Annotated in this window: 18 protein-coding genes; 7 read left to right on the top strand and 11 right to left on the bottom strand. The window is 58.6% G+C overall.

Features of this window, described 5'->3' with window-relative positions; all coding sequences use genetic code 11:
* The first annotated feature begins 203 nt into the window (after nt 1–203).
* Together WS75_RS23640 and phaR are read left to right on the top strand one after the other, a co-directional pair.
* On the top strand, nt 204–944 hold the full coding sequence (locus WS75_RS23640; RefSeq protein ID WP_059537451.1) for a 3-ketoacyl-ACP reductase: 741 nt from the start codon (nt 204–206) through the stop codon (nt 942–944).
* 118 nt (nt 945–1,062) lie between these two features.
* On the top strand, nt 1,063–1,629 hold the full coding sequence (phaR, locus tag WS75_RS23635; RefSeq protein WP_011549704.1) for a polyhydroxyalkanoate synthesis repressor PhaR: 567 nt from the start codon (nt 1,063–1,065) through the stop codon (nt 1,627–1,629).
* 355 nt (nt 1,630–1,984) lie between these two features.
* Here the strand turns inward: phaR and WS75_RS23630 are convergent, their stop codons facing one another.
* A complete protein-coding gene (locus WS75_RS23630) occupies nt 1,985–2,239 on the bottom strand; it encodes a hypothetical protein (RefSeq protein ID WP_059537455.1) in 255 nt (84 codons plus the stop codon).
* Nucleotides 2,240–2,754: 515 nt separating this feature from the next.
* Here WS75_RS23630 and WS75_RS34720 point away from each other — a divergent pair.
* From WS75_RS34720 to WS75_RS33825, 3 genes are read left to right on the top strand one after another with little or no spacing between them, the layout of a single operon-like run.
* Nucleotides 2,755–3,177: a hypothetical protein gene (locus WS75_RS34720; RefSeq protein WP_257129438.1), complete on the top strand. Its 423-nt coding sequence runs from the start codon at nt 2,755–2,757 to the stop codon at nt 3,175–3,177.
* 9 nt (nt 3,178–3,186) lie between these two features.
* A complete protein-coding gene (locus WS75_RS32745) occupies nt 3,187–3,921 on the top strand; it encodes a type II toxin-antitoxin system MqsA family antitoxin (RefSeq protein ID WP_082729716.1) in 735 nt (244 codons plus the stop codon).
* A 4-nt stretch (nt 3,922–3,925) separates the two neighbouring features.
* Nucleotides 3,926–4,432 carry a hypothetical protein gene (locus WS75_RS33825; protein ID WP_156429865.1) on the top strand — a complete coding sequence of 169 codons (507 nt, stop codon included), beginning with the start codon at nt 3,926–3,928 and terminating at the stop codon, nt 4,430–4,432.
* A gap of 42 nt (nt 4,433–4,474) precedes the next feature.
* Here the strand turns inward: WS75_RS33825 and WS75_RS23620 are convergent, their stop codons facing one another.
* Together WS75_RS23620 and WS75_RS34970 are read right to left on the bottom strand one after the other, a co-directional pair.
* Nucleotides 4,475–4,714 carry a hypothetical protein gene (locus WS75_RS23620; protein ID WP_059683702.1) on the bottom strand — a complete coding sequence of 80 codons (240 nt, stop codon included), beginning with the start codon at nt 4,712–4,714 and terminating at the stop codon, nt 4,475–4,477.
* 66 nt (nt 4,715–4,780) lie between these two features.
* Nucleotides 4,781–6,025, bottom strand: a complete 1,245-nt coding sequence (locus WS75_RS34970) for an HNH endonuclease (RefSeq protein WP_306453418.1) — start codon at nt 6,023–6,025, stop codon at nt 4,781–4,783.
* 67 nt (nt 6,026–6,092) lie between these two features.
* Between WS75_RS34970 and WS75_RS23610 the strand changes: the two genes are divergently transcribed.
* Nucleotides 6,093–7,193 (top strand): hypothetical protein, encoded by a 1,101-nt coding sequence (locus tag WS75_RS23610; RefSeq protein WP_059683700.1) that lies wholly within the window; start codon nt 6,093–6,095, stop codon nt 7,191–7,193.
* Here WS75_RS23610 and WS75_RS34710 read toward each other — a convergent pair.
* Genes WS75_RS34710 through WS75_RS23595 form a run of 4 tightly spaced genes read right to left on the bottom strand, consistent with a single transcriptional unit; the run spans nt 7,188 to nt 10,988 of the window.
* Nucleotides 7,188–7,580 carry a hypothetical protein gene (locus WS75_RS34710; protein WP_257129437.1) on the bottom strand — a complete coding sequence of 131 codons (393 nt, stop codon included), beginning with the start codon at nt 7,578–7,580 and terminating at the stop codon, nt 7,188–7,190. The genes WS75_RS23610 and WS75_RS34710 overlap by 6 nt on opposite strands.
* Nucleotides 7,577–8,836: a hypothetical protein gene (locus WS75_RS23605; RefSeq protein WP_156429864.1), complete on the bottom strand. Its 1,260-nt coding sequence runs from the start codon at nt 8,834–8,836 to the stop codon at nt 7,577–7,579. The genes WS75_RS34710 and WS75_RS23605 overlap by 4 nt, the downstream gene beginning before the upstream one ends.
* Nucleotides 8,837–8,844: 8 nt before the next feature.
* Entirely contained in the window at nt 8,845–10,122 is a 1,278-nt protein-coding gene (locus WS75_RS23600) for a DNA cytosine methyltransferase (RefSeq protein ID WP_218919286.1), read from the bottom strand.
* 8 nt (nt 10,123–10,130) lie between these two features.
* Nucleotides 10,131–10,988, bottom strand: a complete 858-nt coding sequence (locus WS75_RS23595) for a hypothetical protein (protein ID WP_156429863.1) — start codon at nt 10,986–10,988, stop codon at nt 10,131–10,133.
* Nucleotides 10,989–11,201: 213 nt separating this feature from the next.
* On the opposite strand from WS75_RS23595, the gene WS75_RS23590 reads away from it, so the two are divergent.
* The gene (locus WS75_RS23590) at nt 11,202–11,459 is read left to right on the top strand and encodes a hypothetical protein (RefSeq protein ID WP_059683691.1); all 258 of its coding nucleotides are present in this window, start codon (nt 11,202–11,204) and stop codon (nt 11,457–11,459) included.
* A 323-nt stretch (nt 11,460–11,782) separates the two neighbouring features.
* Here WS75_RS23590 and WS75_RS23585 read toward each other — a convergent pair whose 3' ends face one another.
* The 4 genes from WS75_RS23585 to WS75_RS23570 all read right to left on the bottom strand — a co-directional run bounded on the left by WS75_RS23585 (nt 11,783) and on the right by WS75_RS23570 (nt 13,650).
* The gene (locus tag WS75_RS23585; RefSeq protein ID WP_059683688.1) at nt 11,783–12,076 is read right to left on the bottom strand and encodes a hypothetical protein; all 294 of its coding nucleotides are present in this window, start codon (nt 12,074–12,076) and stop codon (nt 11,783–11,785) included.
* An 80-nt stretch (nt 12,077–12,156) separates the two neighbouring features.
* Complete coding sequence (locus tag WS75_RS23580) at nt 12,157–12,951, bottom strand: DNA adenine methylase (protein ID WP_059683685.1); 795 nt, start codon at nt 12,949–12,951, stop codon at nt 12,157–12,159.
* A 224-nt stretch (nt 12,952–13,175) separates the two neighbouring features.
* Nucleotides 13,176–13,406, bottom strand: coding sequence for a hypothetical protein (locus tag WS75_RS23575; protein WP_059683682.1), 231 nt, complete (start codon nt 13,404–13,406; stop codon nt 13,176–13,178).
* Between the two features lie 25 nt (nt 13,407–13,431).
* On the bottom strand, nt 13,432–13,650 hold the full coding sequence (locus tag WS75_RS23570; protein WP_156429862.1) for a hypothetical protein: 219 nt from the start codon (nt 13,648–13,650) through the stop codon (nt 13,432–13,434).
* Nucleotides 13,651–13,779: the final 129 nt, after the last annotated feature.

Genomic DNA, 13,779 nt, shown 5'->3' with positions numbered 1-13,779 from the left:
GTCAAGCGCGATGCGAAGCGCGGGCTGGCGTCGCTGTGCATCGGCGGCGGGATGGGCGTCGCGCTCGCGGTCGAACGTCCGTAACCGGTCGTCCTTCACGGCCAAACCAATCCGCGCGCCGGCCGATTGCGGCTTCGGCCGGTGCACGTGAAGTCAGAGGGGGCCTCCGGCGGCTCTCGAAACCAAAAAATGGAGTGAGATTTATGTCTCAGCGAATTGCGTACGTAACGGGCGGGATGGGCGGCATCGGCACCAGCATCTGCCAGCGTCTGTCGAAAGACGGCTTCAAGGTGGTCGCGGGTTGCGGCCCGAACTCGCCGCGCCGGGTGAAATGGCTCGAGGACCAGAAGGCGCTCGGCTACGATTTCATCGCGTCGGAAGGCAACGTGGGCGACTGGGACTCGACCAAGGCAGCGTTCGACAAGGTCAAGGCCGAAGTCGGCGAGATCGACGTGCTGGTCAACAACGCGGGCATCACGCGCGACGTCGTGTTCCGCAAGATGACGCATGAAGACTGGACGGCCGTTATCGACACCAACCTGACGAGCCTGTTCAACGTGACGAAGCAGGTGATCGACGGGATGGTCGAGCGTGGCTGGGGCCGGATCATCAACATTTCGTCGGTGAACGGCCAGAAGGGGCAATTCGGCCAGACGAACTACTCGACCGCGAAGGCCGGCATCCACGGTTTCACGATGTCGCTCGCGCAGGAAGTGGCAACGAAAGGCGTGACGGTCAACACCGTGTCGCCCGGCTACATCGGCACCGACATGGTGAAGGCGATCCGGCCGGACGTGCTCGAGAAGATCGTCGCGACGATCCCGGTGCGTCGTCTCGGCGCGCCGGAGGAAATCGGTTCGATCGTCGCGTGGCTCGCGTCGAATGACTCCGGCTTCGCGACGGGCGCCGACTTCTCGCTGAACGGCGGCCTGCATATGGGCTGAACGTCCGGCTGCGCGCGTCGCTGCGGCCGCGCGGCCTGGCGTTTCCGAAGGCCCCCGCTTCCCGGATCCGGGAAGCGGGGATTTGTCACTTGCGCTACGCTGCACCCAAAGGCGTTACATGACTACTACAAAGAAAACGGCCGAGCGGCTCATCAAGAAGTACCCGAACCGCCGGCTCTACGATACCGAGACGAGCACGTACATCACGCTGACCGACGTCAAGCAGCTCGTGCTGGAACAGGAGGACTTCAAGGTCGTCGACGCGAAATCCAACGAAGACCTGACGCGCAGCATCCTGCTGCAGATCATCCTCGAGGAAGAGAGCGGCGGTGTGCCGATGTTCTCGTCGTCGATGCTGTCGCAGATCATCCGTTTCTACGGTCATGCGATGCAGGGCATGATGGGCACGTACCTGGAAAAGAACATCCAGGCGTTCATCGACATCCAGAACAAGCTCGCGGATCAATCGAAGAACCTGTACGAAGGCAACGCGATGAATCCGGAAGTCTGGTCGCAGTTCATGAACATGCAGGCGCCGATGATGCAAGGGATGATGACGAGCTACATCGAGCAGTCGAAGAACATGTTCGTGCAGATGCAGGAGCAGATGCAGAACCAGGCGAAGTCGATGTTCAGCACGTTCCCGTTCAAGCAACCGGGCGCGCCGGAGCCGGAGAAGAAGTAACGCGTGCGCGGCAGGCCGGTCGCGGCGGCACCCGCCGCCCGACGCCAGGTTTGGCGCCGCGACGCGCGGCGGTGCGATGCGGCCGATCGTGTGCCACGGCACGACGATGGCCGCAGTCGCAAGATGTTGCCGACGGTCGCTCCTGATCGTCGGCACCGAATGCCCGTACCCTCGCGTGGGGGCGGGCATGATCGTGATCTGGTCGCCCCGACCTCATCCAGACAGTCATCAGCGAATCGATACGCGGGCGTGGCGCGCCTCATGGCGTGCGTTCGTGGCATTGCGGCCGATCGCCGTTGCGTCGGGCCTTGTCGCGACAAGTAGCGGCAATGCACCCGCGGTTCGCCGGGTTACCTCAAAGTGCCGGATCGAAATCCTGGTGATCGTCGGCGGGAGGAAGGTCGAGCACGAGCTTCACTGCGCAGTAGTTCGCCTTCAGCGAAAACACCCGGCCGATCACGAGAAACGTCTGCCGCGAATTCTCGAGTTCGACGAAGTCGCCCGGCTGCGGCACGTGGGCGCCCTGGTCATAGGAAAAACTGGTGCTGGTCTGCTCGCCGATGGTCTCGGCGGCGTGCTCGGTGAATTCGATCGTGATGTGGGTGGTCATGCGAACCCCATTGGGTAAGTGAAGGGAGCGGCTGTTGCGATTTTCGCATAGGGGCGGAGTGAGGCCGGGGCGATTGTCGTGCACGACGTGCGGTGATCGTGTCCATCGTTTCATCATCTCGCTCTGAAAGGGCTGGATCAGCCACCGGTGGCGGTCCGATGCGCCTGCGCGCGATGCGTATTGAGGGCGCCATCCACGGCGTCTTGATCGCCGGTTTTGCCTCGCTGACCCATAAATAGCTGTAAACTCACGCTTTTGCCGCCACGCCCCCCACATTCCAGATGTCCCAGTCCCCCAAAGTAGGCTTCGTGTCGCTCGGGTGCCCGAGTGATACTAAAAGTATACCCTTCGGCCACCGGTTCGAGCTCCGCTGCCACTCTTTTGAGTGAAGCCTAGGCCGACGCCACTTCTGGGTTTGCTGATCATAAGGTAAGATTTTCGCCACTAGAGCCAGTCTCAGCGGCGCAAAATTTTCCGCCGAGCCAAAATTTATTGCTCTTGCGGAACTTACCAAGATGGTAAATAATCGAACAAACGCGGGAAAATGGCAGGGTACGCTGCCTCCAGATCCGGGGGAGGATCGAAAGATCTGCGGCGGACCTCTCTACAGCTTGGATGATTTGGAGCCGCTCTTGGCGGCCGGCAAAGTCGCGCTCTGGACTAAGGACTGCGTCAAAGATGCAGCGAAGCTGAGCTTTGACTTGGACGATGTGGCAGCTCTCATCCGGGAGGCTATCGTGCACGGACGCTACATCGACTCTGAGTGGTGTCAGGGGAAGCCCGGAGGTCCGTGGGCCGCATGCGATGCGTACTCGCTGCGGCGGACCGAATGGAATGAGTTCGCACGTCGCGATCTGATTTGCGATTACTTCGTCAAATTTGCGATTGGTAAGACGGGAAACGTTGTCATCACCATCTCTTGCCACACAAGCAACTAGACACCTCCTATGAAATCAAATCTTGGGCTGTGCCCCATTTGCGGAGAGGGCCAACTCCACCTGACGCATTTTGCTGAGGAGTTTACTGAAAACGGCAAGTCGGCCATGATCGATTTGCGGATGGAGGTTTGCGACCAATGCGAGTCAGAGGTAGTTGGCAAGGAGTCCGCACGTGCAAACAAGCGCGCTGTCGCAAAATTCCGTAAAGAGGCGAATGGCTTGCTGACTGGCGACCAAGTCGCTGCAATTCGCGCTAAGTACGATCTTCGGCAGGATGATGCGGCCGCAATTTTCGGTGGTGGACCCGTCGCGTTTTCAAAGTACGAATCGGACGACGTTGCGCAATCCACTGCGATGGACAGAGCACTTCGAGTCTGTGATGCATTTCCACCAACGCTGTTTCAGTACGCATGGGTTGCAGGGAAATTTGACGCGATCGAAAAGCACGTCGGTCCCTTTGTGAGCTATGCAGCGCAAAATATTCAGGCGAGAGGAATCGCGTCCCATTGTGACTTGCAGACAATTCAAGACATAGTTTTCGAGACGTTGAGATTTGATATTTGGGAAGCAGGCAAGTATACGCCTCACACGAAGTCGTCTGAAACTGAAACAAAAACGCTTGAAGTGACACGTAGACAGGCAACAACAACGTCGGCGTGGTCTTGGGATTCCTCTAAAGGATCACAACCCGTCAAGTTTGGAAACCTCACCACATCGATCCAAGTTCTAAAGGCGGCGGCGTAAAGCAATGGAATTGAGTCCACTCCAACTGGTGAACTTCAGGTTTCTAAAAGTATTCATTGAGCCTGCAACGCCGCCAGAAATCGCTGAACCGCACCCTCGAACCGAGGGAGCCTATGACTTTGCTGGAGTTCAGTTTCAATTAGAGCTAGGGCATGGACATGTCGATCCGCTCACGCCAGATATCAATGGCGTGGGAGAAGCGGTTGAGATTCAACCGTACGTCCTGACAATGGGCATTCGATTGTTGGGGACAGAGGGGAAGGTCGCACCTTATCGGATAGATGTTAAGTGCGTTGGGTACTTTAATGTAGTGACTAAAGCATTTCCGGATGAGGCCCGACGCCAGGATGTCGTGGTGGTTAATGGTGCTTCGATGCTTTATGGGACGATTCGTGAAATGGTCTCAAATGTTACTGCTCGATCGTGGCATGGTGAATTGTTGCTTCCGTCGATGCATTTTGGCAGTGACGCGCCGAATAAAGTCGGAACTCCGAATAAAGTCGGTCAGTAGTTGAACAGGTTGATAAACAACGGCACCTCAAGGCGCCGTTGTTTATTTGATCCTCGAGGTAGGCGGCTGCGTGAGCACACGCAGGTGCCCATTGCCGATCAAGAAATTGCGATACGACCGAATTGCGACGTCCCACACCGCGCGCATCACACTCCGGCCGGCCTCGACGGTTTCGCCGTTCTGGTCGACGACGGCGAGCGTTGCGGGATTGCCGTCCGGCGCCACTATGCTCAACTCCTGAAAGATTTTCACGTTGCTCGTGTCAGCATTCAGCGTGGCCATCTCGGGGTCTAGCGGTTCGTTCGTGGTGTGCGAACGTGCTTACCCGGCAGGGACGATTTCCGACAACTACGGACGCTTGAGTCGCGAGATGTTCCCATAGAGCTTCTCAACGAGGTTCTTGGAATTTTGCCCGTAGTGCAGTTCCCGGTGGCAATTGGGGCACACGGCTACAGCGTTTTCTGTGCTGTCGGCACCTTTCTCTGCCAGCTTTCTGACGTGATGAACTTCAAGATACGGGCGGCCGTCGGGACCGTTGAACGGGGCCACTTGATTGCAGCATTCACAGATGCCCTCGGCCGTCTTCAGGATCCAAGCCTTCACTCGGGCATCTCGTTCGTATTGCGTAACCGACGCTGTAGAGGCCTTGGGAGTCTGGTTGCCTGCTGGCTCCGGTAGGTCGCTCTTGCTGATGTTGTCGCGAACTGAAATCTCGAATGCGGCTACCGGCGTGATCGCTTTGCCCTCAAGTTTGGCAATGAGCTCTTCGATCTGAGCAGCGACGTTGGCTCCAACGTTCTTGGCCGGTTTGAGACCTGTCAGCCAGTCGCGTCCCATGACGGAGAGAACATACGAAATGTTCTGCATCCTGTACTCGAACGCCTTTGCCGATCGGCCAAACCGTTCGGCAAGATCATCGTAGTACTTTCGCTTCGTGTACGACTTGTGATCGCGATCGAGCTGTTGCATCTCTAGGTAGGCCTGAACCGAGGCGGCGAGCTCCACTTTGGTCCAACTTTCGCCACCGGCGTCGTCCGACGGCGGAGCGTCGCTGTTCAAGTATGGTTGCCAGGAAAACTCAAGGGATTTTTCGATTTCAGAGCGCCACCACGGGAAATCCTCACGCTTCCGATTGAACAGCTTGAAGTATTTCGGCCCCGGCATGTTCGTGGTTTTGTCGATGACTATGCCGGTGATCCCCGGCTTACCCGTTTTGACTGTCCAATCGGCTAGCGAAACCAGTCCTTGCACTTCCAGACTTCTGCCGTAAGTGTTCGCTAGCATGGGAAGTTTTAGCGCATCATGGACTTCTTTGTAACCCAAATAGGTCTCAGGGGCGCCCAGTTTGATCTTAGGCAGGTGTGCGACCAAGAAACGCAGGAGGCGTCGCCCTGGCTCGTCCAGCGTATCGTGCGGTGAAAGACTTCCGGTCATGGCATTCCCCGAATTTCTGCGTGTTGGTGTGCGACCTTGTGCTGGCTCTAACAGGCTCGTCTTGATCGCTTCTAGTGGAAGCACAAGCGTCAGTTGTGTGAGAGCAATTGTAACGTCACGAGCGCCGTCGACAGCATTGGGACTAGTTTCGAGAAGCATCGAGTGGTTCGTTCCGCTACCGTTGGACCAAGCATGGCAGAATCGTCGGTTGCTACGGGGAAAATCTATGAGTGACCGCGCTACACAATTGAGCGATGGGATGTTGGTACCCGTCGTTCTAGACGGTGAGGTTGAAGCGTTTCTAAGTGGGTTTCTCGCCGCTGAAGATCGGTTCAAACTGGGCTGGTTGCCGCGCTATCGCGAGACTACCGAGTCGATCGCGATGGCGTTATCGAGTGGGTGCCACGAAGATCTGTTCGATATCTTATGGATGACGCGAGATAATTCGATTGCCGATGCGGGGCGAGGCATGCTGCACTCTGGTGATCCCGATCGTTTGCGAAAGGAACTGATCGAGATCATCAGTGATGTGCAGAATGATGGTTCGCCAGAGAATTTCGACCGTATCGTCAAGAGAGCCGAACGCTGGCGGTCTAGTGGACGAATCGCAAAGGTGCCACGGCTCTTGATTCGGCGCGTGTTTGCGGGAATACATCCCAACCACTATCACACCACTGTTGACGCACCTCGCCACGATGCTGCATTGCGGTGGTTTGCAACACATACGAAGTTCTCCATCCCCGAGTCGGAAAGCTGGGCGGTACGCGCGCGATCGTTGGTTAACCATTTGGATCGGTTCGAGGTGTTTCGAGGCGATATATTGGTTCGCAATATGTTCCCATGGTTCGTCGCGGACCAGGTGTGGTTGCCATCGACTTCGGCACGTGCGTCGCAGTACCGAAAACGGGCCACGATTGCGTTTCAGCACGTGCCCGAGACGCAACGCAAGATCTTGTTGAGACACAACGAAGTCCAAGCAGCCTTGTATAAGCTACTCATCAAAGAACATGGGAAGGATCGTGTTTGGATGGAGCGTGGAACTGGAACTGGGGGGTATGCTGACGCCGTAGTGTATCCGCTTGACGGCGGCTGTATCCTCTACGAAACCAAGATTGCCGATTCGGCGGCGGAGGTGGTTCGGCAAGCAATGGGGCAGCTGCTCGAATACGGATATCGACGTGGCGGCCTTGAGCCGGCGAAGCTGATCGCGGTTGGTGAGCCTGATCTCGACGGCGCTACTCGAGAATTCATCGAACGCCTGCGGGCTCAGTTCAACTTGAACATTGACTATCTGCAAGTCAAGCTTTCGCAGAGCGCGACGTCATGATTGTGCGACGGGAGGCTTGGTCAAGACGCGGAGGTGGCCGGTTCCCATCAGAAAGTTTCGATATGCCGCGATGGTAACGTCCCAAACTGTTCGAGCCACGGCGGGCCCTGCGTCGATGACATTGCCATTTTGGTCGACAATCGCCAGTGTGGCTGCTTCGCCGGTCGGTGTGGAGACGCTCAAGCCTTCGTAACTGACGGCTGTAATTGCGCTGGACAGTGCAGACGGAACAACCACGTCCTGTGCAGACGATTGGCGAGCGGTACTTCGTTTCTTGGTCATGCTGTAGATCTCTCTCAGAAGGGAGTTGAACCAACGCAGAGGAAGATGGTGATGCGCGGGTAGGCACACGGCATGTCCGGCCCGGTCGACCTGCATGGTTTTCATTCCGCCCCCATCTCGTTGGCAGATGCGGTGCAGGCTTGCCAGACTTCCCATGCGCCTTCGGCGTTCCCCATGCCGTACTTCCCATCGAGCTCGCGAGACTGCCGGAGAAGGCGCAGAGTGTCCGCACGGAATTGCTCCGGCACCTCTCGTACCCACCACGTCTCGAACGCTGCCCGCTCGTCTGCCGGCGCTGCTGCATGCTCCGCGTGGCGCAGGATGGCGCGGATCGGCTCCGCGTATCGCTCGACGAGAGCTTCGGCAGCGACACGCAGAGCTGCGATTTGCGTGTCAGTGAATGCCTTCGGCGCTGCCGCTGCATCTGCGGATGGTTCGGACAGTGCACGTTCCGCCTGTGCTTTCATGCGGTTCAGCACATCAATCTGCTTTTCCCAGTACGCGTCACTGTCGTCGTTTATCGCATCGAAGTGCATCACTTTGCACGCGTTCACGAAGTCACGATGATGGCTCACCACGGCCATCAGGCATTCGCTCGCGTCGCCGGACAGCACCGCTCCCGCCACCTCAGTGCGAGGGGCGCGGGAGAGAGCGGCGACGATACGTTGCACGCCATCGCTGATGCCTTCGCTGGGTGCAAGTTGTGCCGCCGCCCACAATTCATGCGCGAAGGCATCCGCTCCATTGCCTGTGCCTTCGAGCGGGGCGGATGGTGCGGGTTGCGTGGCGAGATGCTCCTGTTTCTCGCGTTCGCGCATCGATTCCGGCTTCTTCTCGCGCACGTACAGCGCGACCGGGCCGTCCTCGGTGTCGTAGATCTCGAGCAGCAGCCAGCCGTCGCCGGCCGGTGTGCTCGGCGTCCAGAAGCTGCAGTTCGGATCGTTTGACTCGACGTACCGCTCGTACGCGTCGCAGTCGACGTCGGTTTCCATGCAGACGAACGTCGATTCGATGCCGAACGCGGCAAAGAACGTGTGGTAGTTCACGTCCTCGTCGAGGGCCGGGATAGCCGGATGCGTCAGCATCCCGTATTCGTCGCGCACGAACGCGCGTGGCGTGAGGACCGCACGGCGCAGCCCTTCGAGGCTGGCCGGCGCTGCTTCGTGCTGCTCGACAGGGCGATCCCATGCGGCACGAGCTAGATCGACGATTGCGAAAAGACGGTCATTATCCGCAGGCGGCATGCCGAGTTCTTTGCAGTAATCCGTCAACTCACACCACAGCCAGTCTCCGATGCTACGGTGGCGGGTGCTGTAGGGTCCGGTCAGTGCATCAGCGTGGTTCTTGTCGGTGGTGGTCATTGTGGTCCTCAGGTGGTCAGTGATTCGACGAGTTCAATTCGCTCGCCGATCCAGCGCATGACGGGCACGGCCATGCTGTTGCCGAGCGCCTTGTAGCGCGGGCCATCTGCTGCTGGCTTGCCGCGACTGTTGATCAGCGTGTAGTTGTCTGGAAAGCCTTGCAGTCGCTCGCATTCGCGCGGGGTGAGGCGGCGAACGACAGTCCCGTGCATAACGGCCTGATGGCCGCCGCCGTTCTGATGCGAATCGGAATGACCCATGCTCCGCATTGTTGAGGCGATCTCACCGACGCCGAATCCATTCTGTCCGGACGACTTGCAATCGAAGGCGATGGCGGGCGTGTGAGCGCTGGCCGAGATGGGGTGACAGGGATCGCCAGGACGAGGGTTGCTCCGGTTCGTCGCCGACGTGATCTGCGTCGTGTCAAATGCAATGGCTCCGACGCCGATACCTCCGCGGCCGCCGTTCGGAGTTAGGATCGCGTTCGCGGTTCCGTCCTGGCGATACTCGAGCGCATGTCCGTCGTCGCGGCCGCGAATCGCAAGTGTGTACGGCTGACACGGGACCAGCGGTGTGCCGCGACCTGTACCGTCTTCACTCGCATCGAATCCCTCTCCGCGTAGCGCGTGCGCTATGAGGAACTTTCCGTCGTCGTCTTGGCCATTATGGCCACCAGGGTGAGCGCCTGGTGCAATGGTGCCGGCAACTCTTTGCCACGTTTTGCGGCTCGGCGCAGGATGCCCGAGCAGGCTCTCGCGCTCAAAAAGTACCGCTGCGGCACGTCGCCAATCTCCAAGGTGTCCGACAACGAACACACGACGGCGTCGCTGGGCCACTCCGAAGTACTGAGCGTCAAGAACGCGGTAGGCGAACCCGTACCCGAGTTCTGCCAAGCCTCCGAGGAAGGTGCCAAAATCCCGTCCCTCGTTTGACGACAGGACACCGGGGACGTTTTCCCAGACCAGCCAGCGGGGAGCGTAGCGCTCAGCAATGGCAAGATAGGTGAGCATGAGGTTGCCACGCGGATCAGCCAGTCCCTTTCGGAGTCCGGCGACGCTGAAGCTTTGGCAGGGAGTTCCGCCGACGAGAAGATCGATAGCTGCATTAGGCCATTCCTTGAATTTCGTCATGTCGCCGAGGTTCGGCACGGTTGGGTAGTGGTGCGCGAGAACTGCACTAGGAAACGGCTCGATCTCGCTTACGAATGCCGTTTGCCATCCGAGTGGATGCCACGCGCAGCTCGCTGCTTCAATGCCGCTGCAAACTGAGCCAAATCGAATAGTCATTTGGCTCCTCAGTCGCCACACATGCAGTCGGCGAGTGCTTCGTCGTCGTTGAACTCAGGGAATGCCAGTGGGATCTGCTTGGCATAGAAGCCAGCCTCTCGCAGGAGCTCGGAATAGCTGGGGCGGTCATTGCGGAAGGTGGCGCCAGAAGGGCGCGCCTCTTCGTTGATCCACCAGGTGGCGAGCTCAGGCTTCGTCACGAATGCACGTACGATCTTGTGTCGTGCTTTCAGGAAGCAACCATCGCAGTTTCCGAAGTCTCCTTCCGGATCCAGAGCGAGATCGAACGGCTGAGCACGCCAGAACGCCAGTACATCGGCCTTGCTAACCCTCGCGCGAGCCAACGGGAGATTCGGCTCGCCACCGCTGTTGTCTCGGCCTGGCGCCGTGAGACGTGTAACGCGACGTGGCTCATCTGCACGAATGCCCATTACGTTGTCCCATTCGTCGTATCCCTGCGAAAGCATGAAGGCTCTGCCGGCCTTGACCTTGAGGTTCGCCGTGCAGGTGCGCATGACGGGGTTAGGGAGGATTCCCAGTGCCTCATTAAGGCGCGAGAACGGCTCCCCGTTTCGGCTGGCACTTTCGAAGTTGACGATCCGGACGTGGCATCGGGAACGGCTACCTTCCTCGAAACCATCCCACTCGATCCACTTGACTGGCACATTCCAGCGTTCTGAGCATTCCTTGATGAAGGCCAAGGTTTCCTCGCGCTCCTTGCCCGTGTTTTGAAACGTCACGATGCAGTCGTCGGGGAGTCCGTTGTTCGCTTCGAGTAGTTGGTGAAGCATGTAGCCCGACGTGCGGCCGCCGCTGAAGCAAATCTGAGCGGGGCCGTCAATCAGGTACGGGTTACGCGAAGTCATGCGCATCCTCAAATCAGAAATGAAGCCTCAATGGCGGATGTTCGACTCGCACTGAGTGTCCGAGCACCTGCCGTTGAAGCTGGGAAGAAAAAAGACGGGCGCCGAACAGGCCGCCCGCAAGAAGAAACCGCGCATCCGAGGCACTGGAATTTGCGCGGCTTGGGGTTAGGGTGGTCGTGCTACGATTCGCGCCAAAACAAGCGGGGAACTGGGATGTCCATCGACGAAGGCCTGAGCTATGGCGAACTTACGACTCAAACTGAACTGGTCATCAGTTCGCTGCTTGCACGGTCTGCTGCGGCCGCCGATCCGGGCGGGGAGCGGAAGTTTCGAGATCTTGCGCACGGCGCGCTCGTTCTTTGGTCAACTCTTGCCTATCGGACTTCGCTTAAGATCGGCGAGGTGGACCAATATGTCATCGATCAGGATCGGCTGAATGCAATGTTTCCGACGGGCACCCTGAATATTTGACGGTCTGCATGACGTTGTGAGGTGGCGCACGCGATGCTCAAGCTGTATCCGACAGACATAGATTTACGTGCAGTAGGTACTCTCGCAGCTCGCCGACTCATCCCATTGCTGAGTGGTGGCGAGTACCAGCACGGCCACAATGAGCACGCCAAGGCTCTTGAGCCACAGGATCAGAAGAGCCTTCACGACCACACTCCCATCAGCGCTTCGATCGGCGGCGCAACGGCGCCGACAAGCAGGTAGAACCCGGCGATCACACAGAGTGGAATCCAATCTCGATTCATCGTTACCTCACGTTGTCATTTGGCCTGGCGCCGCAGGTATCAGACGATGGCGGTCAGCGTCGTGCCACCGTCGCCGTGCTCGGTGCGAAGCATCAACGGTGCTCCACCGAATAGCTCAGGGCGGAGTTCGCGCAGAGCGTTGCTGAAGTTCTTCGGTGCTTCGAAGCCGTTGCCGAGCAGAGCGGTCGTGACCGCGAGCTCGGGATCGTCGTCGCCGGGTGTGAAGAACGACGCGACGATGGGAATCCCGTGCTCTTTGCAGATGGAGATGATCTGCGTCATGAGCGGCGAAATCTGCTCGTCATAAATCTGTTCCTTTGTGACAGTTGTCATCGTTGGTTCCTCATGGGTAATCAGTCGAGGCCGGCTTCGATGCGCGGCCGTCGCTATGTTCGGAGCGTGGTGGAGTGGTACTAAAACAGGCCGTCCATCACCCCAGGCTTCCAGTTCGTGATTACAAGTTCGCCGCTGGTAGCTGGTCGACCATTGCGATTGGCGACCGAGTAGCGAATATCGAGTTCGAGCATGTGGAAGCCGTCGAAAGCACGACGGATGTCCGGATGATCATTGATCGAGACCATGACCTTGCCACGCGCATTGCGCATCAACGCGCCCATCGCTTCGTATTCCTCGAACCCAAATGGGACGCCGTATCCCTCTGTCTGCCAGTACGGTGGGTCGAGGTAGATGAACGTGTGCGGTCGGTCATACCGCTCGACACACTCCCTCCACGGAAGGTTTTCGACATGCGTGCCGGCAAGGCGCAGATGCGCCGCTGAAAGCTGCTCTTCGATCCGCAGCAGGTTGACTGATGGCGTTGTCGTGGCCGTGCCGAAGGTCTGTCCCGCGGCTTTTCCGCCGAACGCGTGGTGCTGAAGGTAGAAAAACCGGGCTGCCCGCTGAATGTCGGTCAGGGTCTCGGGCCGTGTCATTTGCTGCCACTTGAACACCTGCCGGCTGCTGATCGCCCATTTGAACTGGCGGACGAACTCCTCCAGGTGGTTCTGCACGACGCGGTAGAGATTGACCAATTCGCCGTTGACGTCGTTGATGACCTCGACCGGGGCCGGTACGGGTCGGAGGAAGTAGAGTGCAGCGCCACCGCAGAACGCTTCGACATAGCATTCGTGCGGAGGGAAAAGCGGGATCAGCTTGTCGGCAAGGCGGCGTTTGCCGCCGAGCCAAGGAATGATTGGTGTTGGTTGCATCTATTGGCCAAGTGAGTCCATCCGTGATAGCCTTCGTCCGCCTCTGCAGGGGTGACGTGGCCTTGCCGGATTCGCAGTGCGCACTGCGGGTGCGGGGCGTGCCGGGTGCGCTAACACCAGGTACGTCGCCGCGTCCTTTCCTACTGCTGCTAGTCGATTGCGACTAGCTTTATAGATGCGGCACGGTTCGCTTCCGATCTTTCTCCTGCAACGGGGGTGATCGGTCAGGCTTCGATACGCGCGATTTCTTCGAGGCTCAAGTTGAGCAATTCCGCAGCGCGCGTCGGGTTGATTCCCTCGTCAAGCATTGCGCTGATCATCACTTTGTCGCTCGCGTGATCACGGTCCTCGCCGAGCAGAACCGCCGGCATCAGTCCAGTGACTTCCATAAGCGTGCCGGCGATGCGCAGAAGCGTTCCGAGTTCTTCGAAGGTCGGTTTTGCGATGGTCATCATCGTTCTCCTGTAGCGGGAGCAGTTGTCAGGCGTCGATGGCTGTGTACAGCTCGTCGAAGTAGTCTTCGGCGTCGCGCTCGTTGGTGCAGCCGCGGATGCGGTCGTAGTACGCATGCCCGGCCGGCACGTCGTAAGAGCGGCCGCCGACCATTCCGATTCGGATGCCGCCGTCGTCCAGATGGGCGACGAAATAGTCCTCGCCCATCACGATGTAATCAGTAGTGCGTGCCCGATGTGCTGCCATGTCGTTCTCCTTCGTGTTGCGTTGGTCACTGCTTACGCTGCCGGTCCGGCCCTTGCCGAATATCAAACGCGACGACGAGTAGCAGGGCTGAAGCGAAAACACCGAGACCGACACCAACAAGTAATGTGT

The organism is Burkholderia sp. FL-7-2-10-S1-D7, from assembly GCF_001524185.1.
GTDB classification, from domain to species: domain Bacteria; phylum Pseudomonadota; class Gammaproteobacteria; order Burkholderiales; family Burkholderiaceae; genus Burkholderia; species Burkholderia diffusa.
Note: the sequence above shows the minus strand (reverse complement) of the source record. Positions and strands in the feature narration are given on the sequence as shown.